The organism is Streptomyces cyaneofuscatus, from assembly GCF_033109485.1.
Taxonomy (GTDB): Bacteria; Actinomycetota; Actinomycetes; order Streptomycetales; family Streptomycetaceae; genus Streptomyces; species Streptomyces cyaneofuscatus.
Genome location: NZ_CP137002.1, coordinates 6,592,386 through 6,611,766 on the forward strand (window position 1 = coordinate 6,592,386; position 19,381 = coordinate 6,611,766).

Here is a 19,381-nt window from a genome sequence, read left to right on the forward strand (position 1 = left end):
ACATGAGCATCGAGAGCCCCGCACCCTCCCACCACTGCCACGTGGCACTCCGCGTCGGCGTCGCCAGTTCCGGGAAGCCGGTGTTCGAGACACTTCCTGCCAGGGCCGTCGGTTCCGGCAGCTACGAACTGACCGGCAGCCCGGGCGGAGCGGACGAGGAGCCGCTGAACTGGTGGCACGAGTTCGAGGCGTGACCGGCGGCGTGCATCTGTCGAGGCGGTGATGAGGGGGGTGGGGATCCACGGCTTGCAACATAGTCCCGAGGTGGCTCCCGGGGACCTTTGTGCCCACCCCCCTTGACCGCGGACCTCGAAGGTTCTCCGACCGGTCTTCAACCACCAGGCAATGTAGCAAGTGGCACTGACAACGGTCAGGGCCCAGGGGGAGCGACGGTGCCCCGCCGCCGTCCCCCGCCTGCGCGGCGCCCGCACCGTCACCTTCGGTGGGCGCGCGGAAATCCCTTCGCGTCCACGGAAGTTGTTCCCTAAGGTCATGGACATGCACCTCCCGGTGCGAAGGCCGCGGCTCCTTCCTTTCACGAAATACGCCGCAGCCACTGTTGATCTCGGGAGGCGCGAGCGCCGGGGTGCCCGGTGCGCAGACGACGGATACTTCCTTGATCTGGCGGTTGCGGGTTCGAGTCCCGCCCGGCTCCGGCCGGTAGCTCAAGCGGGTAGAGCACCAGAATGTTCTCCGTCGTCGACCCCGGGCCGTTCGTCGGCCCCGATCTCGGGCACCCCGTTCCGCCGCCGCGTCCTCCCCCAGGAACCACGAACCAGGATTCAGGAATTCGGGGGAATTCTCATGGCCCGCTTCAACCAGCGCGTCACCCAGCTCCGTTCCGCTCTTTCGCGGCCCACCTCGCCCGTCACCACGACCGGTGCGCTCGCGGCCAACCACCAGGGCGGGACCGGGCGGGTGCGGGACGCGCGGTCCGAGCTCTTCCTTCTCGCCGTCGCCAACTTCGTGGCGCAGGAGACCTTCTACGAGGGCGGCGAGGAGCGCGACACCCGGTTCGCCGCCCTCGTGCGCCGCCTTGCCGTCGAGGACCCCGCCTGGACCGCGGGGCTCCTGCACTGGCTGCGTCGTGACGGGCAGATGCGGACCGCCTCGCTGGTCGGCGGCGCGGAGTACGTGAAGGCGCGGCTGGACGCGGGGTGCACCGAGGGGCCGGCGAACCGGCAGGTCATCGACTCCGTACTGCTGCGCGCCGACGAGCCGGGCGAACTGCTCGGCTACTGGACTTTCCGCTACGGGCGGGCCCTGCCCAAGCCACTCAAGCGGGGCATCGCCGATGCCGTGCGCCGCCTCTACAGCGGCCGGTCCCTGCTGAAGTACGACACCGCCTCCAAGGGGTTCCGCTTCGGTGACGTCCTCAACCTGGTGCACGCCGCTCCGGACCCGGCCAAGCCCTGGCAGGGCGAGCTGTTCCGGTATGCCCTGGACCGCAGGCACCGGCCCGAGAGCGCCGTGCCGCCGGTCGGCGACCGCACCCTGAACGCGCACCGGGCCCTCATGGAGCTGCCGGTCGCCGAGCGTCGCGCGGTCGTCACCGGGCCCGGCGGCGCCGAGCGGCTGGCCGAGGCCGGGATGACCTGGGAGGCGCTGGCGGGCTGGCTGCAGGGGCCGATGGACGCGGAGGCGTGGCAGGCGGTGATTCCGTCGATGGGGACGATGGCGCTCGTACGTAATCTGCGGAACTTCGACGAGGCCGGGGTGAGCGACGAGGTCGCGGCCGCGGCGGCGGAACGCATCCGCGACCCCGAGGCCGTCGCCGCGTCCCGGCAGTTCCCCTTCCGCTACCTCGCCGCCCACCGGCACGCACCCTCGCTGCGCTGGGCGTACCCGCTGGAGCAGGCGCTCGGCCACTCGCTGAGCCAGGTTCCGGCGCTGCCCGGGCGCACCCTGGTCCTGGTCGACCGTTCCGGTTCCATGTGGTCGCCGCTCTCCGACCGCTCCCAGCTGAACCGGGCCGACGCTGCCGCCGTCTTCGGCGCCGCCCTCGCGCTGCGCGCCGCCGACGCGGACCTGGTGGAGTTCGGCACGACCAGTGCGCCGGTGGCGTACCGCACGGGCGAATCGGTGCTCAGGGTCCTGGAGCGCTTCGGCAACCTGGGCGGCACCGACACCGTACGGGCCGTGGAGCGCCACTACCGGGGCCACGACCGGGTGCTCATCGTCACTGACGAGCAGGCGTCGTACACCTACCGTGGCGATGCCACCCGGAGCGTTCCGGACACGGTGCCCGTCTACACCTGGAACCTGGCCGGATACCGGCTCGGCCACGCCCCGTCCGGCGACGGAAACCGCCACACGTTCGGGGGGCTTTCCGACGCCGCGTTCCGCATGGTTCCGCTGCTGGAGGCGGGGGAAAGCGCTGACTGGCCTTGGTGAGCACGGGTCACGAATCCGGCACTTCTGGGGCTCGGGCGGCAAACGGGCATGGCGTCGGGCCTTCACAGGGCGCATACTCGACTTAATGAAACAGTCAGCCGGATCCCGGCGTCACCTGCCTTCCAGTCCCTTCAACCGCCCGGCCCAGGAGGCCCCACCGGTCGAATGCTTCGATGTGGGCGACAGGGTGTCGCACGACCAGTTCGGGCTCGGCAGAATCCTTGCTGTCGAGGGCGACAACGACGCAGTCCTCATCGATTTCTCCGGGCGACAGGGGAGGATCCTGAGCCCGTACTCCAAGCTGACCAAGCTCTGAGACACCGGACGAGCACGAGCAGCGTCAGCGCCCGTCTCCTCCTTCTCCGGATCCGGGGCACCTGAATCACATCAGGTGCCCCGGATGCCGTTGTGGCCCGGGCCACGGAGGGCTACCGGGCCCCGGAGGTCAGAGGGACTTGGCGGCGGGCTTCACCATGCCCCGTACGGTGCGGGACTTCACGAACTCGCCCATGGCCGTCATCTCCCACTCACCGGTGAACTGCTTGATCAGCTTGGCCATCATGACGCCGGTCTGCGGCTCGGCGCCGGTCAGGTCGAAGCGGACCAGCTCCTCGCCGGTGGCCGCGTCGATCAGGCGGCAGTAGGCCTTGGCGACCTCGTTGAACTTCTGGCCGGTGAACGAGTTCACCGTGAAGACCAGGCCCGTCGCCTCGGCCGGGATGCGGCCCAGGTCCACGACGATCGTCTCGTCGTCCCCGGCGCCCTCACCCGTGAGGTTGTCTCCGGAGTGCTTGATCGCCCCGTTGAGGATGGAGAGCTTGCCGAAGTAGCAGCTGTCCAGGTGGTTCCGGTTGGGGCCGTAGGCGATGACCGAGGCGTCCAGGTCGATGTCCTTGCCGCGGAACGCGGGCTCCCAGCCGAGGCCCATCTTGACCTGGGAGAGGAGCGGGGCGCCGCCCTTGACCAGGGAGACCGTCTGGTTCTTCTGGAGGTTGACCCGGCCCTTGTCGAGGTTGATCTTCCCGGCCCCCACGGGCGCGGCGGCGGGCGGTGCCGGGGGAGCGGCGGGGGCCGGCGGGGCGATCCTCGGGTCGACCGGGGCGGCCGCCGGAGCCACCGGGGCGGCCGCGGCCGGGACCGGCGGGGCGGCCGGCTCCTCGACCGATACGCCGAAGTCCGTGGCGATGCCGGCCAGCCCGTTCGCATACCCCTGGCCGACCGCGCGGGCCTTCCAGGCGCCGTTGCGCCGGTAGACCTCGATGACCACGAGCGCCGTCTCGCCGCCCAGCTGGGGCGGGGTGAACGTGGCCAGCGCGGTGCCGTCGTCGGCGTTGCGCACGGTGGCCGTGGGCTCGATGCCCTGGAAGGTCTGGCCTGCGGCGTCGGGGCTCGCGGTGACCACGATCTTCTCGATGCCGGGCGGGACCGCGGTGGTGTCCACCACGATGGCGTCGGGTGCGGAGCCCCCGCCGGCGCGGTAGGTCACACCGGGGCCGGAGGGCTGGTTGTAGAAGATGAAGTCGTCGTCGGAGCGCACCTTGCCGTCGGCGGTGAGCAGCAGGCCCGAGACGTCGAGCCGCACCGGAGCGGCGACGTCCACCGCCACACGGACGGCGGAGAGAGGGATGTTCGAGCCGGGGGTCATTGCGGTCATGCACGGGGTAACGAACGACCCCGCTTTGCCGTTCCCTTACCTTTGCGGCCGTTCGGCAGCCACTTCTGCCAGCGCCCGCCTCCGGCCGTCGGGGCGTCCTCAGCGGCGGTTGCGCGGGTGGTCGCGGGCCGTACGTTCGTTGCCGTGCTTGTACGCGCCGGTCCAGCGCGCCATCACCAGCTGGGCGTCGCCCGCCGCCACCTCGGCCAGGAACTTCTCCGCCCGGCCGCCGCGCAGGGTGCCCGCCGGGCGGCCGTGGTGGGTGACGGTGACACTCCGGTCGCCGTGCTGTTCGTACTGGAATCCGGAAGGTCGCGGCATGCGCGCATCCTGTCGCTCCGACCGCCGCCGCGTCCATTCATATAAGTGGACGTACGAAGACCCCGCGCGCCAGCACCGCCGCGGCCACCACCCCCACCACCCCCGCGCCCGCCGCGATCACCCGGGCGTCCACCACCGCGACGAGCCCCGCCCCCACCGCCAGGGCCACCGCGTTCGGGACCGTCATCAGCGAGCCCGCCGTGGCGGCCGTCCGGCCCAGCACCGCGTCCGGGGTCTCCCGCTGCACCGCCGTCACCGCCGCGACCAGCACGCACGGCAGCCCGAACCCGATCGCCGCACTCGCCGCCAGCGCCACCGTCTCCTGCGGCACCGCCCGGGCTGCCACCGCCAGCCCGAACAGCGACATCCCGCCCGCCGCGAACACCCGCTCCGGCAGCCGGCGCAGCAGCGGCCCCGCCAGCAGCCCCACCGCCACCGAACCGGCGCCCTGGACCGCGTACAGCACCCCCGCGTACGCCGGCGCCCGCCCGAGCACCTCGTCCACGTACGCGTACGTCAGCGCGCCGTTCACCCCCGCCACCAGCATCGTCGCCGCCCCGGCCGCCACCAGCGGGCGCAGCACGGCCGACGTGCGGATCCGCCGCAGCCCGGCGGCGAGTTCACCGCGCCACGAGCGCCGACTCCGCCGCGTCGAGGAGCACCCCGCCCGTGCCGCAGAGCACCAGCACCACGAAGAGCAGCCAGACGCTCCGTACCGAATCCACCAGCACCAGCGAGGCCAGCAGGCAGGCCAGCGCCGCATTGACCCGGACCAGCAGCGCCTTGCGGGGCAGCCGGTCCGCGAGGGCGCCGAGCGCTGGTCCGGCCAGCACCGGGGCCCACAGCGCGAAGACGGTCAGCGCCGCCAGACTGTTCGAGCCGGTCAGTGACTTGACCCAGATCCCGGCGGTGAGCCACATCGCCGACGTACCGAATCCGGAGACGACCACCCCCGCCAGGCAACGCCCCGCCGTCCGGTCCCGCAGGACCCGCATCGTCGCCGAACCGCCCCTGCCGCCGCCCATGCCACCGCCCCCGCCTCTCGCACCTGTTGCCCGTGCGGCTCATGCTGGGGAGTAAGGCGGCCCGGAGGCATCGGGCGGATGCCCTACGGCTGCGCCCTGCGGTGCGCCTCCGCGCGCTCCACGAAGATCCGGTGCAGGTCGCGGGCGGCCCGGGTGACCGAGCCCGAGCGGCTGCGCTGCACCACCAGGAGCACCGTGGTCGTGTCGTCCTTCAGCGGGCGGCAGGTGATCGCGCCGGTGCGCTCCAGGGGATCCCCGACCACGCTGTAGTCCGGGAGCACGGTGACCCCGAGCCCCTCCGCCACCATCAGCTTGCCCATCTCCGCCCCGTCGGCGGAGTACGAGAACGAGGGCACCCGGCCCTTCAGCAGCCGGTGCGTGAAGCGGTGCATCAGATAGCCGGAACGCATCACGATCAGCGGCTCGCTCAGCAGGTCGTCCACCCCGACCGACTCCAGCGGCGCCAGCGGGCTGTCGGGGCGCAGGCAGACGACCGGACGGCCGCGGAGCAGCTCCGTGGTGTGCAGGTCGGGGGCCAGGTCGTCACCCTCCAGGTAGTTCACCAGGCCGAGGTCCACACCGCCCTCCAGCAGCGAGCGGTGGATCACCGACTGCTGGGCGGCGATCACCTCCACCTCGGTGGCCGAGTGCAGCGCGTGGAACTCCCGGATCGCCGGTACGAGCAGGGGGACCGTGGCCGCGAAGACCGTGCCGAGCCGGACCGTACGGCTGGTGCGGTGCTGCTCGTCGGCGGCCCGGCGCAGCCGGTCGACCGCGTCCAGCACCCCGATGATGTGCGGCAGCAGCTCGCGCCCCGCGTCACTGATCGTCGCCCCGGACCGCTTCCGGTCCAGCACGGCCACCCCGAGCTCGCGCTCCAGGTTCCGTACGGTCTCGCTCAACGCGGGCTGGGACAGGTGCAGTTCCTCCGCCGCCCGGCGCAGCGACCCGAGTCGGGTGACGGCCTCGATGTACTCCAGCTGTTCGATCCGCACGGCGGCCCTTCCCTCGACCGGTCACCAAGTGGAAGGGAAACCCTATCGCTCCCTCGTCGATGCCTTCTCGACCCGGAGCGTTCCGGCGCCCTACTCTGGAACCGGAAGGCGTCCCCGGGTCCACCGGGTGTCCGCCGCGGAACGCGAAAGGAGAGGGATGTGCGCCGCTTGACCCGTCGCCGCCACATCGACCTCGGCCGCGTTTCCAGCGCCTTCTGTTGTCGCGAAGTCTGAGGAGAGCCTCCCTCCTTCGCACCCCCGCGTGAGCCGTGCCCGGTCCGCGTGAGCCGTGCCCGCCTGCGTTACGCCGTGCACCTCCGCGTACGCCGTCGCGCTCGTGCGGTGACCGTCGCAGCCCGGATGCTCCTCTCCTCCCGCCCCCTCGCCCCTGATCGGGTTTCTCGATCACCAGGCCCCTCCGCCATGCTCAGCCCTCCGGGAGAACCCCATGCCCACGTCCTCCTCCGCCGACCCGGTCCGCTTCGCGTACTGGGTGCCCAACGTCAGCGGCGGCCTCGTCACCAGCACGATCGAGCAGCGCACCGACTGGGGGTACGACTACAACCGCGAACTCGCCGTCCTCGCCGAGAACAACGGCTTCGACTACGCGCTCAGCCAGGTCCGCTACATGGCCAGCTACGGCGCCGAGTACCAGCACGAGTCCACCTCCTTCAGCCTCGCCCTGCTGCTCGCCACCCAGCGGCTCAAGGTCATCGCCGCCGTCCACCCCGGCCTCTGGCACCCCGGCGTCCTCGCCAAACTGGGCGCCACCGCCGACCACCTGAGCAACGGACGCTTCGCCGTCAACGTGGTCAGCGGCTGGTTCAAGGACGAGTTCACCGCGCTCGGCGAACCCTGGCTGGAGCACGACGAGCGCTACCGCCGCTCCGAGGAGTTCATCCGGGCCCTGCGCGCCGTCTGGACCGAGGACCACGCCGAACTCGCCGGGGACTTCTACCGCATCCGGGACTTCACCCTGAAGCCCAAGCCGATCGCCTCGCCGGAGCGCCCGCACCCGGAGATCTTCCAGGGCGGCAACTCCACCGCCGCCCGGCGGATGGCCGGACGGGTCTCCGACTGGTACTTCTCCAACGGCAAGGACTTCGACGGCGTCACCGAGCAGATCGCGGACGTCCGGGCCGCCGCCGAGAGCGCCGGACGCACCCCGCCCCGCTTCGGCCTCAACGGCTTCCTCATCGCCCGCGACACCGAGGCGGAGGCCCGCGACACCCTCCGCGAGATCGTCGCCAAGGCCGACACGGAGGCCGTCCACGGCTTCGGCTCGGCCGTCAAGCAGGCGGGAAGCTCCACCGCCGACGGCAAGGGCATGTGGCAGGACTCCTCCTTCGAGGACCTGGTCCAGTACAACGACGGTTTCCGTACGGGGCTCATCGGCACCCCGGAACAGATCGCGGAGCGCATCGTCGCCTACAAGCACCTCGGCGTCGACCTGCTGCTCCTCGGCTTCCTGCACTACCACGAGGAGGTCGAGTACTTCGGCAAGAAGGTGCTGCCGCTCGTCCGTGAGCTGGAGGCCCACCGCGCACCCCTCTCCCCGGAAGGATCGTCATGAGCACCGCAGCGCCCACCCGGTGGAAGACCGTCCCGGCTCCCGACAGCCCCGACGCCTGGATCGGCCGCGCGGCCGAGGTCGCCGCCCTCCTCGCCACCGACGCCGCCGCCCGCGACAAGGCGGGCGCCACCCCGTACACCGAGGTCCAGCTGCTCAAGGAATCCGGGCTCGTCACCCTGCTCGGCCCGGCCGAACACGGCGGCGGGGGCCAGGACTGGACGACCGCCTACCGGGTGATCCGCGAGGTCGCCAAGGCCGACGGCTCCATCGGGCAGCTCCTCGGCTACCACTACCTCTGGAACTGGGCGGCCCGCCTCGTCGGCACCCGCGAGCAGTGGGAGCACGTCGAGGCCGAGGCCGTCCGGCAGACCTGGTTCTTCGGCGGCGCCGTCAATCCGCGCGACAGCGACGTCGTGGTCACCGAGGACGGCGACGACCTCGTCTTCACCGGCGCCAAGACCTTCTCCACCGGCAGCAAGGTCTCCGACGTCACCGTCCTCGAAGGCGTCCTGGAAGGCACCGACCAGCACATCTTCGCCATCGTGCCCTCCGACAGCGAGGGGCTGGTCTTCCACGACGACTGGGACAACATCGGCCAGCGCCTCACCGAGAGCGGCGGCGTCACCATCGACGGCGTCCGCACCCCGTGGGCCTCCGCCGCCGGTTACGTGGACAAGGAGTTCCGGCCCCGCGTCTACAACACGCTCAACGTGCCGACGATCCAGCTGTTCTTCATCAGCTTCTACCTCGGCATCGCCGCCGGCGCCCTGGAGACCGCCGCCACCTACACCCGCACCAAGGCCCGCTCCTGGCTGCACGGCGGGTACGAGCAGGCGGTCGACGAGCCGTACGTCATCGACACGTACGGCGACCTGACCGCCAAGCTCTGGGCCGTCGAGGCCCTGGCCGACGCCGTCGCCGCCGAGGGGCAGAAGCTGCACGACGCCCCGGACGAGGTGACCGAGCGGACGCGCGGTGAGTTCGAGGTCCGGGTCGCGGCGGCGAAGGCCCGCGCCACCGATGTGGCCCTGGAGGTCACCAGCCGGATCTTCGAGGTCACCGGGGCCCGCGCGACCGCCTCCGCCGAAGGGCTCGACCGCTTCTGGCGCAACGTCCGCACCCACACCCTGCACGACCCGGTCGCCTACAAGCGCCGCGAGGTCGGACGCCACGTCCTGACCGGCGAACTGCCCGAACCCACCTGGTACTCCTGACCCGCCCCCCGCCGGGCCGGGGGCGGTCCTCCCACCGCCCCCGGCCCAGAAACGAGGTCCCATGGCCACCGTCCTGTCGGTCTCCGGCAGCCCCTCCGCCACCTCCCGCACCGCCCGCCTCCTGCGCCACCTCGACGCCGACCTGAGCGCCCAGGGCCACGAGGTGATCCCGCTCGACGTCCGTACGCTGCCCGCCGAGGCCCTCCTCGGCGCCGACTTCGCGCACCCCGAGATCGTCCGGGCCACCGAGCTGTTCGCCCGCGCCGACGGCATCGTCATCGGCACCCCCGTCTACAAGGCCGCCTACTCCGGGCTCCTCAAGACGCTCCTCGACCTGCTGCCGCAGTACGCGCTGACCGGCAAGACCGTCCTCCCGCTCGCCACCGGCGGCACCACCGCCCATGTCCTGGCCCTCGACTACGCCTTGCGCCCGGTGCTCTCCTCCATGGGCGCCGCGCACATCGTCCCGGGCTGGTTCGTCCTGGACCGGCACATCACGGCGGGCGAGGACGGTTCGGTCGTCCTCGACCCCGCGTCGGCCGCCCCGCTCGACCAGGTGGTCGCCCAGTTCGCCGCCGCCCTGGACCGGACCGCCCCGGTTCCCGCCACCCGCTGACCCCTGCCTGTACCCCCTTGGAGGCTGGCCCTGTGACCGCGCCGACCCGACGACGACCACCCCTCACCGCGCGGGTGATCCGCGACGACGCCGAGGCGCTGCGCACCGCCGCCCGACTCGCCGAGGAGTTCCGCCCGGGCGCCTCCGGGCGGGACGCCCGGCGCGAGCTGCCCCGCGCCGAACTCGACCGCCTCACCGCCACCGGCCTCCTCGCCGTCACGGTCCCGGCCGAGCACGGCGGGGCCGACGTCTGTGCCGCCACCCTCGCGGAGGTCTTCCGGCTGCTCGCCTCCGCCGACGCCAGCCTGGCGCAGATTCCGCAGAGCCACTTCGCGTACGTCAACGTCCTGCGGCAGCAGGGGAGTCCGGAGCAGCAGGCCTTCTTCTTCGCGGAGGTGCTGGGCGGCCGTCGCTTCGGCAATGCCCAGTCCGAGGCCGGGACCAAGCACCTCCAGGACATCCGGACCCGGCTCAGCACGGCCGAGGACGGCTCGTACCTCCTGACCGGGGTGAAGAACTACTCCACCGGGGCCCTCTTCGCCGACTGGATCCCCGTCCTCGCCCGCGCCGATGACGACCTGCTCCATGTCGCGTACGTCCCCGCCGACGCGCCCGGCCTCACGGTGACCGACGACTGGGACGGCATGGGCCAGCGGACGACCGCGAGCGGCACGGTCGAACTGGCGGATGTCGTGGTCCCCGCAGCCCACGTCGTCCCCCACCACCTCACCTTCACCGGCCCCCAACTCCACGGTGCGATAGCCCAGTTGCTGCACACCGCCATCGACGCGGGGATCGCGGCGGGCGCGCTGGCCGAGGCGGTGGAATTCGTGACGACCCGGAGCCGGCCCTGGTTCGAGAGCGGGTACGACACCGCCGCCGAGGACCCCCTCCTCATCCAGCGCTTCGGTGAACTCGACCTCCGCCGCCGGGCCGCCGACGCCCTGCTGGCCACCGCCGCCCGGGCGGTGGACGCGGCACGGGCCGACCTGGACGACGACAGCGCGGCCGAGGCGTCCATCGCGGTCGCGGCGGCGAAGGCGTACGCCGGGAGCGCGGCGCTGGAGATCGCGGACGCGCTCTTCGAGGTCTCCGGGACGCGCGCCGCCCTCGACAGCCTCAACCTGCACCGGCACTGGCGCGACGCCCGCACCCACACCCTGCACGACCCGGCGCGCTGGAAGATCCAGCACATCGGGCGGTACGTCCTCAACGGCACCCGCCCGCCCCGCCATGGCCTGCTCTGACCTGCCACCCCCTGTTTCGGAGAGACGATGTCCCTGACCTTCCACTGGTTCCTGCCCACCAACGGCGACAGCCGCCATGTCGTCGGCGGCGGCCACGGCACCCCGGTCACGGCGGCGGGCGGCGACCGGCCGCCGACGGTCCGCTACCTCGCCCAGATCGCCCGCGCCGCCGAGGACGTCGGCTTCACCGGGGTGCTCACCCCCACCGGGGCCTGGTGCGAGGACGCCTGGCTGACCACCGCGATGGTGAGCCAGCACACCGAGCGGCTGAAGTTCCTGGTCGCCTTCCGCCCCGGCTTCATCTCACCGACGCTGGCCGCCCAGATGGCCTCCACCTACCAGCGGCAGACCGGCGGGCGGCTGCTGCTCAACGTCGTCACCGGCGGCGAGAGCCATGAACAGCGCGCCTACGGGGACTTCCTGGACAAGGACGCCCGGTACGCCCGCACCGGCGAATTCCTGGAGATCGTCCGGCAGTTGTGGGACGGCAAGACCGTCGACCTGGACGGCGACCACCTGCACGTCGAGCAGGCCCGGCTCACCCAGCTCCCCGACCCCGTCCCCGAGGTCTACTTCGGCGGCTCCTCCCCGGCCGCCGGACGCGTCGCCGCCCGCCACGCGGACGTCTACCTCACCTGGGGCGAGCCCCCGGCCCAGGTCGCGGAGAAGATCGCCTGGATCAGGTCGCTCGCCGCCGAGCAGGGCCGTACCGTACGGTTCGGCATCCGGCTGCACGTGATCACCCGCGACACCTCCGAGGCGGCCTGGGCGGAGGCGGACCGGCTGCTCGCGGGCTTCGACCCGGCGACCGTGCGCTCGGTCCAGGAGGGGCTGCGGCGCAGCGAGTCGGAGGGCCAGCGGCGGATGCTGGAGCTGCACGGCGGCGGCCGGGACGGTCTGGAGATCCACCCGAACCTGTGGGCCGGCATCGGCCTCGTCCGGGGCGGCGCGGGCACCGCCCTGGTCGGCAGTCACGCGGAGGTCGCGGACCGGATCCGGGAGTACCACGCCCTGGGCATCGACGAGTTCGTGCTCTCCGGATACCCGCACCTGGAGGAGGCGTACTGGTTCGGCGAGGGCGTCCTGCCCCGGCTGGCGGATGCGGGGCTCTGGACGCACCCGGCGGGGCCGGTCCGGCCGGGCGGCGCGGCGGAGATCCCGTTCGCGGGCGGGGCGCGGTAAGGGGCTGTCCGGCGTACGGGCGCGGGGCGCGGTGAGGGGCTGTCGGCAAGACACCCCCTAGAGGCCGGCCACCGACCGCCGTACCTCCTCCGCGAGTTCCGCCGCCGAGGTGGTCAGCACCATGTGGTCCGCCTCCGGCAGCACCACATGCCGGCCGTGCGGCGACTGCCGGGCCCGGTACGCGTGCGAGACCGTGGCCCGCTCCCGTACGGCCTTCGGCATACCCGGGGAGACCCGTCCCGCCGACACCACCGTCACCGGCAGCCCCGCGAGCCCCGGCGGGTTCTCCAGGAGCGCCCGCAGGTCGCCCGCCGCGTCCTCCAGCTCGCGGCCCCGGGTGCGGGTCATGGCGACGGTGTACCCCTCGGCCCGCATGTCGGCGGCGGCGTCGGGCGGCAGGGCGGCGGTGAGGGAGCGGTAGGCGCGGCCCAGCAGCCCGAGCCGGGCCAGCGCGACCGTCGCCAGCTGCCCGACCCGCTCGACCCGCCGCATCGCGGGCCGGAACAGCAGCTCGCACGCCTCGTCCGAGGGGTCCACGAGCACCAGCCCGGCCACCCGCGCGGGCCGGGCGGCCGCGGCCAGCCGCACCAGGGGGCCGCCCCAGCTGTGCCCGACCAGGACGTACGGGCCCTGGGGCCCCAGGTGGTCCAGCAGATCGGCCAGGTCGTCGGCGAGGGCGGGCAGCCGGCGCGAGAACCCGGCCGGGGCGGCGGGGCTGCGGCCGAGACCGCTGCGGTCGTACACCACCGTGGGCGCGACATCGGCGAGCGCGGTCTGCACGGGCGCCCAGTACGAGCGTCCGGCGGCGAGCCCGCCCTCGAAGACCACGGTGGGCACGGTCCCCGCTCCGGCCGGGCCCGCCAGCCGCTGGTAGTACAGCTCCCGCCCGTCCCGGGTGCGCGCGATCCCCGGTTCGCCCTGGCTGTGGGCGGGGGCGGCGGCTCCGCCGCGTCCCGTTCCGTGCTCTGCCGGACCCATTCCCCGCCTCCCGGACACGCTCGGTCGTGGACGCACCACCAGGCGCCAAGTAAGGCAAGGATAACCTAAGTTGACCGACGGGAAGCTCTTCGCTCCCCGGCAAGGCGTAACACGGCGAAAACCTGAACTCCCCTCCCTGACGGAACAATCCAGCTACCCGTCACCACCGGATGTCCGTCACCGAGGCCTACATCCTGGTGCTCAACCCGATCATCCTCGGCTCGGCCGAGGACAAGTTCGGGGCGCAGCTCTCCGGCCCCCAACTGGTCACCGCCACCGCCCTGGTGGCCGCCGTGATGACCGTCATCATGGGCGTCGGCGGCAACCTGCCGCTCGCCCTCGCCGCCGGACTCGGCCTCAACGCCGTGGTCGCGTACCAGATCGCCCCGCTGATGAGCTGGCCCGACGCCATGGGTCTGATCGTCCTGGAAGGGCTGCTGATCTGCGTCCTGGTCGTCACCGGCCTCCGCGAGGCGGTCATGCACGCCATCCCGCCCGCCCTCAAGCAGGCGATCAGCGTCGGCATCGGCCTCTTCATCGCGTTCATCGGCTTCGTCGACGCCGGATTCGCCACCCGCATCCCCGGCGAGACCGGCTCCGTCCCCGTCCAGCTCGGTGCCACCGGCCACCTCTCCGGCTGGCCGGTCCTGGTCTTCTGCCTCGGGGTGCTGCTCACGGTCGCCCTGCTGGCCCGCAAGGTCCGGGGCGCGCTGCTCATCAGCATCGTGGCCATGACCGTGGTCGCGATCGTCGTCAACGAGATCGCCGACATCGCCCCGGCCGCCTGGGGGCTGACCGTCCCGGCAGTCCCCGCCGACATCGTCGCCGCCCCCGACTTCGGGCTGCTCGGCGCCTTCAGCCTCTTCGGCGCGTTCCAGCAGGTCGGGATCATCACCATCGTCCTGCTCGTCTTCACCCTGCTCCTCAGCGACTTCTTCGACACGATGGGCACCGTCGTCGGCGTCTCCAGTGAGGCCGGACTGCTGGACGAGAACGGCAAGGTGCCGAACCTCGGCCGGGTCCTGCTCATCGACGGGGCCGCCGCCGTCGCCGGAGGGGCGGCCTCCGCCTCCTCCAGCACCTCCTACATCGAGTCCGCCGCCGGGGTCGGGGAAGGTGCCAGGACCGGGTTCGCCTCTCTGGTCACCGGCGGCCTCTTCGCCGTCGCCCTCTTCCTCACCCCGCTCGCCACCGTCGTCCCCGCCCAGGCCGCCGCCCCCGCGCTCGTCGCGGTCGGCTTTCTCTTGATGGCACAGGTGCGGCACATCGACTGGGAGCGGTACGAGATCGCGATCCCGGCGTTCCTGACGATCGCGGTGATGCCGTTCACGTACTCGATCACCAACGGTATCGGGGCCGGATTCCTCGCGTACGTCGTCATCCAGACCGCCCTGGGCCGGGCCCGCCGGGTCCACTGGCTGCTCTGGGCCTCCTCGGCGCTGTTCGCCCTCTACTTCGCGATCGACCCGGTCGAGCAGCTGCTCGGCGTGAAGTAGCGGGACGCCGTACGGGGGGCCGGTGCGCGCTCGGCCACCGGCCCCCGGCCACTGTCCCCCGACCCCCGTGACCTGCTCACCGCTCCAGCGCCGCCTTCATCATCTTCTGCGCGATCGGCGCCGCCAGCCCGTTGCCGCTGACCTCGGAGCGCGCCGAGCCGGAGTCCTCGACGATCACCGCGACGGCGACCTCCTTGCCGCTGCTGTCGTCCTTCGCGTACGACGTGAACCAGGCGTACGGGGTGTTGCTGTTGTCCACGCCGTTCTGCGCGGTCCCCGTTTTCCCGCCGACCTCGGCCCCGGCGATCCTCGCGTTGGTGCCGGTGCCCTCCTCGACGACGGTCACCATCGCGCTGCGGAGCTGCTCGGCGGTCTTCTCCTCCACCACCCGCTTGTTCTCCCCGTCGCCGGTCTCCTCCAGCGTGGAGCCGTCCCCGTCCGTCACCGACGACACCATGTGCGGCGCGGCCAGCTCACCGCCGTTGGCGAGGGCCGCGGTGACCATCGCCATCTGGAGCGGGGTCGCGGTGACCTCGAACTGGCCGATCCCCGTCAGCGCCGTCTGCGCCTTGTCCATACCGGTCGGGTAGACGCTCTCGGCGGCCCGCACCGGGACGTCCAGCTTCTTGGTGTCGAAGCCGAAGGCGTCCGCCATCTCCTTCACCTTGTCCTGGCCGAGGTCGGCGGCCACCTTGGCGAAGACGTTGTTGCAGGAGTAGCGGAGGGCGGTGCGCAGGGTCGCGTTCTCGCAGGGGGCGGAGGCGTTCTCGTTGCGCAGGACGGTACGGGTGCCGGGGAGCGTGTACGGGTCGGGGCTGTCGGTCGCCTCGTCGACGGAGCCGTACAGACCGTTCTCCAGCGCCGCCGCCGCGACCACGAGCTTGAACGTGGAACCCGGCGCCAGCGGCTGCCGCAACGCCCGGTTGACCAGCGGCTTCTCCTGGTCGTCCAGCAGCTTCTTCCAGGCGTCGCCGTCGTTCGTACCGCTGATGGCGGAGGGATCGTACGAGGGCGTGGAGACCATGCCCAGGATGCGGCCGGTCTTCGGGTCGATGGCCACGGCCGCGCCCTTGTCGTCGTCGAGCGCCTCGTACGCCGCCTTCTGGACGCCCGGGTCGATCGTGGTGAGGACGTTGCCCGGGGCGGCCTGCTTGCCGGTGATCAGGTCGGCCGGGTTCTTCAGGCGGTCGTCCGTGCCGTCCAGGACGTCGCTGTAGATGCCTTCGAGCTGGGTCGCCCCGTACGCCTGCGAGCTGTAGCCCGTCACCGCCGCGTAGAGCTCGCCCTGCGTGTAGGTCCTCTTGTACCGGAGGTCGCCGCCACTGGTCCCCTTCGATCCGGTGACCGGCGAACCGGCCACGATGATGTCCCCGAGCGGATGCGCGTACTGCGCGATGGTGTTCCGCCGGTTGTGCTCGTCGTCTGCGAGCGCCTTGGCCTGGTAGCCCTGCACCCACGTCGCCCGCACCAGCAGGGCGAGCACCATGAGCAGGCAGAAGACCGAAGCGCGCCTGATTGTCTTGTTCATCCCGCTGGAGGGACGAGCGGGGGCGTTCCGCCCGTTCCCGGTTGTGCCGCTTCTCACCGATTTCTCACGCGGCCCACCGCGTTGTGACGCTCAGCCCGGGGTGATGAACCCGGACTCGTACGCCGCGATGACCGCCTGCGTACGGTCCCGGGCGCCGGTCTTCGCGAGGATCGCCGCCACATGGGTCTTCGCCGTCGCCGGACCGACCGCGAGCCGCCCCGCGATCTCCGCGTTGGTCAGCCCCGCCGCCATCAGCCGCAGCACATCCGCCTCCCGCCCGGTCAGCCGCGCCACCCACGCCGGGGCAGGGGTCTCCCGCCGGGTGTGCCGGCCGGCCAGGGCGCGGACCGCCGCCGGATAGAGGAGCGAGTCGCCGCACGCCACCACGCGGACCGCCTGCACCAGCTCCTCGGCCGCCGACCGCTTCAGCAGGAACCCGGCGGCTCCGGCGTGCAGGGCGTCGTACACGTACGCGTCGTTCTCGAAGGTCGTGACGACGACGATCCTCGGCGGGTCCTCCAGCGTGGCGAGGATCTGCTCGGTGGCCCGGATGCCGTCGATCTCCGGCATCCGCACGTCCATCAGCACCACATCGGGCCGCAGGGCGCGCACCACGGAGACGGCCTCCGCCCCGGTGGCGGCCTCCCCGACCACCTCGATGCCCTCCTCCGCGTCCAGGATCGCGCGCAGCGCCGTACGCACCATCTCCTCGTCGTCCGCGACCACGACCCGCACCACCGCTGTCCCCCCGCTCATGGCCGCTCCTTGGGGCGACCGGTCAGCGGCAGCCGGACGGCCAGCCGCCAGGTGGTGCCGTCGGTGCCGTCGTACGGTCCCGCCTCGCTCCGGCCGCCCAGCAGCGCGGCCCGCTCCGCGATACCGCGCAGCCCCCGGCCGCCCCCGGGCCGCACCACGGCGGGCCGCTCGCCCGGCGGGTTCTCCATCACGATCTCCAGCTCCCTCTCCCGTACCGCGACCAGCAGCCGTGCGGTGGGCGTGCTGCCCCCGCCGTGCCGCAGGACGTTGCTCAGTCCCTCCTGCACGATCCGGTACGCCTCCCGCGAGACCACCGGCACCACCACGCGCGGGTCGCCCGGGTCGCCCTCCCGCTCGTACGCCACCGGCACCCCGCAGTGCGCCAGCAGCCCGTCGAGCGCGTCGAGCCCAGGACCGTACGCCGTATCCGCGTCCCCCGGCTCCCCGCTCCCCGCCTCCTCGTCCCGGCGCAACAGCCCCACCACCGCGTCCAGCTCGCCGACCGTCCGCCGCGTCGTCTCCTCGATCGCGGTCAGCGCCCGGCGGACGAACTCCGGATCCCGGTCCAGGACCCGCCGGGCCGCCCCTGCCTGGAGGGTCACCGCGCTCAGGGCGTGGCCCACCGAGTCGTGCAGCTCCCGGGCGAGCCGGTTGCGCACGGCCAGGTCCGCCGCCCGGCGCTCGGCGGCGGCCAACCGGTCCTCGGGCGTCGGCCCGAGCAGCACCGGCACCCGCCGGGCCAGCAGCTCCCCGGCGCCCGCCGCCACAGCCGCCATCGCCACCAGCATCGCGAGCCCCGCGAACGGAGCGAGGGCCAGGGCCCACGGCTCCACCAGCACACCGCTGCCGGCCGCCAGCCAGGATTCGCGCAGCGCCGCCGAGAACGGCAGCCCCGCCACCGCGAGGGCGAACGGCGTCAGCGCCAGCGTGATCCCGCTGACGATCCCGCCGAGGCCCAGGTGCAGCGTGAACCAGGCGGTGGTCCGCACCCGGGCCTGCCGGGTCCGGGCGGGCCCGTCGGCCAGCAGGGCGGGCGGGACCCCGCACAGGGCGCGGGCCGCGGCCGCGGTCAGCGGCCGGACGAGTGGGAAGAAGCCGCTGACCGCCACCATCGGCAGGGCACAGGCGAACGCGGCCAACTGGGCGGGCACGGAGGAGAAGAGCCCCGCCCCGCCGCCCGCCATGCTGACCAGGACCGTGCCGACCAGGAAGTACGGCATCAACAGCGCGCCGCCGATGATCAGATGCAGCCAGCGCAGCCGCGCCCGCCGCCCGATCAGCGGGGCGAACAGCCTCACGCGCGGGTGCCGGAACGGGTGCCGGAACGGGGGCCGGACGGCGTGGAGGTGGCCGCCGCGCGCTCCGCGAGGAGGTGCGCGACCGGCAGCGCGATGAGGATTCCGACCAGCATCTGCCCAGCGTAGATCAGCACCATCGCCGTCGTCGGCCGATCGGCGACGTCACCCGCACCCACCAGCGCGGCGAGGCTCAACCACCCTCCCCAGCAAGCCACTTGCGCCGAACCGGCCCAGACGAGGACGAGCGGCACCCGCAACGGGAGCCGGCCCCCGCGCCGGAAGGCGAGCAGCAGCACCCCGGCGACGGCGGCGGCCACGAAGAGCGCGTTGACGGCTTCGAGCACATGGAAGTCGCTGGTGCGCCCTGCCACGCGCCCCTCGTCGAGCCCGGCCGTCGACCCGGCGGCCCAGAGCAGATGGGCGAGGCCCGGGGCGAGGGCGACCAAGGCGGCGGCCACGGCCGCGACCCGCAGCACGCCGGAGGCCGGAGTCCTGGGAAGGTCCCGCAGCCGGCCCTGCCAGAGGTGGCCCCAGCGCTCCTTCGCGTACAGCGCGAAGAGGGTGCCCAGCGCGAGGCCTTGGACGATGAAGCCGCCGTAGACGACGCCGAAGACCCACGGTTCGAGGAAGGGATCGCCCGCCCCTCCGGAAGTCTGCCCACCGTCGCCGCCGAGGAGCCGGACGGCCATCTGGAGCGGATAGGCCGTCAGGATCGGCAGCAGCAGACCGCTCGCCACCCACATCGGCACCACCAGCAGCCAGGCGGGTACCCGCAGCCCCCAGGGCCGGGTGAGCAGCAGGGCGAGGACGACGACACAGCCGGCCATCAGGACCGTCGCCGCATTGCCGACGGCCAGCACGACACCGCCGTCCAGCAGCGGACTCCCGTCCGGGATACCGGCCCGACTGCCCGCCAGCCAGGCGAGCTTGAGGCCGACGTAGGGCACGCAGGCCGCGACTGCGAGCACCCGCGCCACGCTCCGGACCCGGCCGATGCGGTACGGGGCCGTCGGGGGCGGGGCGGGGGCCCGGTTCGCTGTCGTCATGACGACAACGCTCCCGTGCGGCCGCCGCCCGCACCTCCTGCCCGGCGACGATCCGTCT

Annotated in this window: 18 protein-coding genes and 1 pseudogene; 10 read left to right on the plus strand and 9 right to left on the minus strand. The window is 72.8% G+C overall.

The window, feature by feature from the left end; translation table 11 throughout:
• Positions 1 to 2 precede the first annotated feature (2 nt).
• The 3 genes from R2B67_RS29040 to R2B67_RS29050 all read left to right on the plus strand — a co-directional run bounded on the left by R2B67_RS29040 (position 3) and on the right by R2B67_RS29050 (position 2,710).
• On the plus strand, positions 3 to 194 hold the full coding sequence (locus tag R2B67_RS29040) for a hypothetical protein (protein ID WP_317822185.1): 192 nt from the start codon (positions 3 to 5) through the stop codon (positions 192 to 194).
• A 610-nt stretch (positions 195 to 804) separates the two neighbouring features.
• On the plus strand, positions 805 to 2,394 hold the full coding sequence (locus tag R2B67_RS29045) for a TROVE domain-containing protein (protein WP_317822186.1): 1,590 nt from the start codon (positions 805 to 807) through the stop codon (positions 2,392 to 2,394).
• Positions 2,395 to 2,479: 85 nt separating this feature from the next.
• On the plus strand, positions 2,480 to 2,710 hold the full coding sequence (locus R2B67_RS29050; protein ID WP_003969918.1) for a hypothetical protein: 231 nt from the start codon (positions 2,480 to 2,482) through the stop codon (positions 2,708 to 2,710).
• 129 nt (positions 2,711 to 2,839) lie between these two features.
• On the opposite strand, the gene R2B67_RS29055 is transcribed toward R2B67_RS29050, so the two are convergent.
• The 4 genes and pseudogenes from R2B67_RS29055 to R2B67_RS29070 all read right to left on the minus strand — a co-directional run bounded on the left by R2B67_RS29055 (position 2,840) and on the right by R2B67_RS29070 (position 6,389).
• Complete coding sequence (locus R2B67_RS29055; RefSeq protein WP_237325263.1) at positions 2,840 to 4,048, minus strand: TerD family protein; 1,209 nt, start codon at positions 4,046 to 4,048, stop codon at positions 2,840 to 2,842.
• Between the two features lie 99 nt (positions 4,049 to 4,147).
• A complete protein-coding gene (locus R2B67_RS29060; RefSeq protein ID WP_018512182.1) occupies positions 4,148 to 4,369 on the minus strand; it encodes a hypothetical protein in 222 nt (73 codons plus the stop codon).
• 37 nt (positions 4,370 to 4,406) lie between these two features.
• Positions 4,407 to 5,394 (minus strand): annotated as a pseudogene (locus tag R2B67_RS29065) (MFS transporter).
• Between the two features lie 83 nt (positions 5,395 to 5,477).
• The gene (locus R2B67_RS29070; protein WP_317822190.1) at positions 5,478 to 6,389 is read right to left on the minus strand and encodes a LysR family transcriptional regulator; all 912 of its coding nucleotides are present in this window, start codon (positions 6,387 to 6,389) and stop codon (positions 5,478 to 5,480) included.
• Positions 6,390 to 6,548: 159 nt separating this feature from the next.
• On the opposite strand from R2B67_RS29070, the gene R2B67_RS36085 reads away from it, so the two are divergent.
• The 6 genes from R2B67_RS36085 (at position 6,549) to R2B67_RS29095 (ending at position 12,221) form a co-directional block, all read left to right on the plus strand.
• Positions 6,549 to 6,623, plus strand: a complete 75-nt coding sequence (locus R2B67_RS36085; RefSeq protein WP_356067282.1) for a putative leader peptide — start codon at positions 6,549 to 6,551, stop codon at positions 6,621 to 6,623.
• A 214-nt stretch (positions 6,624 to 6,837) separates the two neighbouring features.
• Complete coding sequence (gene sfnG / locus R2B67_RS29075) at positions 6,838 to 7,962, plus strand: dimethylsulfone monooxygenase SfnG (RefSeq protein WP_317822192.1); 1,125 nt, start codon at positions 6,838 to 6,840, stop codon at positions 7,960 to 7,962.
• Entirely contained in the window at positions 7,959 to 9,176 is a 1,218-nt protein-coding gene (locus R2B67_RS29080; protein ID WP_317822193.1) for an acyl-CoA dehydrogenase family protein, read from the plus strand. The genes sfnG and R2B67_RS29080 overlap by 4 nt, the downstream gene beginning before the upstream one ends.
• Positions 9,177 to 9,237: 61 nt before the next feature.
• Positions 9,238 to 9,792 (plus strand): NADPH-dependent FMN reductase, encoded by a 555-nt coding sequence (ssuE, locus tag R2B67_RS29085; protein WP_237325258.1) that lies wholly within the window; start codon positions 9,238 to 9,240, stop codon positions 9,790 to 9,792.
• A gap of 74 nt (positions 9,793 to 9,866) precedes the next feature.
• Positions 9,867 to 11,039 carry an SfnB family sulfur acquisition oxidoreductase gene (locus tag R2B67_RS29090; RefSeq protein ID WP_317824976.1) on the plus strand — a complete coding sequence of 391 codons (1,173 nt, stop codon included), beginning with the start codon at positions 9,867 to 9,869 and terminating at the stop codon, positions 11,037 to 11,039.
• Positions 11,040 to 11,066: 27 nt separating this feature from the next.
• Positions 11,067 to 12,221 carry an LLM class flavin-dependent oxidoreductase gene (locus tag R2B67_RS29095; RefSeq protein ID WP_317822195.1) on the plus strand — a complete coding sequence of 385 codons (1,155 nt, stop codon included), beginning with the start codon at positions 11,067 to 11,069 and terminating at the stop codon, positions 12,219 to 12,221.
• A 57-nt stretch (positions 12,222 to 12,278) separates the two neighbouring features.
• Here the strand turns inward: R2B67_RS29095 and R2B67_RS29100 are convergent, their stop codons facing one another.
• Positions 12,279 to 13,199, minus strand: a complete 921-nt coding sequence (locus R2B67_RS29100) for an alpha/beta fold hydrolase (RefSeq protein WP_317822196.1) — start codon at positions 13,197 to 13,199, stop codon at positions 12,279 to 12,281.
• Positions 13,200 to 13,369: 170 nt separating this feature from the next.
• Between R2B67_RS29100 and R2B67_RS29105 the strand changes: the two genes are divergently transcribed.
• Positions 13,370 to 14,695 carry an NCS2 family permease gene (locus R2B67_RS29105; protein WP_317822197.1) on the plus strand — a complete coding sequence of 442 codons (1,326 nt, stop codon included), beginning with the start codon at positions 13,370 to 13,372 and terminating at the stop codon, positions 14,693 to 14,695.
• A 76-nt stretch (positions 14,696 to 14,771) separates the two neighbouring features.
• Here the strand turns inward: R2B67_RS29105 and R2B67_RS29110 are convergent, their stop codons facing one another.
• The 4 genes from R2B67_RS29110 to R2B67_RS29125 all read right to left on the minus strand — a co-directional run bounded on the left by R2B67_RS29110 (position 14,772) and on the right by R2B67_RS29125 (position 19,323).
• The gene (locus R2B67_RS29110) at positions 14,772 to 16,223 is read right to left on the minus strand and encodes a peptidoglycan D,D-transpeptidase FtsI family protein (protein ID WP_317822198.1); all 1,452 of its coding nucleotides are present in this window, start codon (positions 16,221 to 16,223) and stop codon (positions 14,772 to 14,774) included.
• A 90-nt stretch (positions 16,224 to 16,313) separates the two neighbouring features.
• Complete coding sequence (locus R2B67_RS29115) at positions 16,314 to 16,979, minus strand: response regulator transcription factor (protein WP_317822199.1); 666 nt, start codon at positions 16,977 to 16,979, stop codon at positions 16,314 to 16,316.
• Positions 16,976 to 18,277 (minus strand): sensor histidine kinase, encoded by a 1,302-nt coding sequence (locus R2B67_RS29120; RefSeq protein ID WP_317822200.1) that lies wholly within the window; start codon positions 18,275 to 18,277, stop codon positions 16,976 to 16,978. The genes R2B67_RS29115 and R2B67_RS29120 overlap by 4 nt, the downstream gene beginning before the upstream one ends.
• Positions 18,274 to 19,323, minus strand: a complete 1,050-nt coding sequence (locus R2B67_RS29125; protein ID WP_317822202.1) for a hypothetical protein — start codon at positions 19,321 to 19,323, stop codon at positions 18,274 to 18,276. The genes R2B67_RS29120 and R2B67_RS29125 overlap by 4 nt, the downstream gene beginning before the upstream one ends.
• Positions 19,324 to 19,381 lie beyond the last annotated feature (58 nt).

Excerpts from the sequence above, each read along its gene's own strand:
- R2B67_RS29045 (WP_317822186.1), top strand. The coding sequence starts at position 805 with ATGGCCCGCTTCAACCAGCGCGTCACCCAGCTCCGTTCCGCTCTTTCG.
- R2B67_RS29080 (WP_317822193.1), top strand. The coding sequence starts at position 7,959 with ATGAGCACCGCAGCGCCCACCCGGTGGAAGACCGTCCCGGCTCCCGAC.
- R2B67_RS29125 (WP_317822202.1), bottom strand. The coding sequence starts at position 19,323 with ATGACGACAGCGAACCGGGCCCCCGCCCCGCCCCCGACGGCCCCGTAC.
- sfnG (WP_317822192.1), top strand. The coding sequence starts at position 6,838 with ATGCCCACGTCCTCCTCCGCCGACCCGGTCCGCTTCGCGTACTGGGTG.
- R2B67_RS29095 (WP_317822195.1), top strand. The coding sequence starts at position 11,067 with ATGTCCCTGACCTTCCACTGGTTCCTGCCCACCAACGGCGACAGCCGC.
- R2B67_RS29105 (WP_317822197.1), top strand. The coding sequence starts at position 13,370 with ATGTCCGTCACCGAGGCCTACATCCTGGTGCTCAACCCGATCATCCTC.
- R2B67_RS29115 (WP_317822199.1), bottom strand. The coding sequence starts at position 16,979 with ATGAGCGGGGGGACAGCGGTGGTGCGGGTCGTGGTCGCGGACGACGAG.
- R2B67_RS29050 (WP_003969918.1), top strand. The coding sequence starts at position 2,480 with ATGAAACAGTCAGCCGGATCCCGGCGTCACCTGCCTTCCAGTCCCTTC.
- R2B67_RS29040 (WP_317822185.1), top strand. The coding sequence starts at position 3 with ATGAGCATCGAGAGCCCCGCACCCTCCCACCACTGCCACGTGGCACTC.
- R2B67_RS29060 (WP_018512182.1), bottom strand. The coding sequence starts at position 4,369 with ATGCCGCGACCTTCCGGATTCCAGTACGAACAGCACGGCGACCGGAGT.
- R2B67_RS29100 (WP_317822196.1), bottom strand. The coding sequence starts at position 13,199 with ATGGGTCCGGCAGAGCACGGAACGGGACGCGGCGGAGCCGCCGCCCCC.
- R2B67_RS29055 (WP_237325263.1), bottom strand. The coding sequence starts at position 4,048 with ATGACCGCAATGACCCCCGGCTCGAACATCCCTCTCTCCGCCGTCCGT.
- ssuE (WP_237325258.1), top strand. The coding sequence starts at position 9,238 with ATGGCCACCGTCCTGTCGGTCTCCGGCAGCCCCTCCGCCACCTCCCGC.
- R2B67_RS29110 (WP_317822198.1), bottom strand. The coding sequence starts at position 16,223 with ATGAACAAGACAATCAGGCGCGCTTCGGTCTTCTGCCTGCTCATGGTG.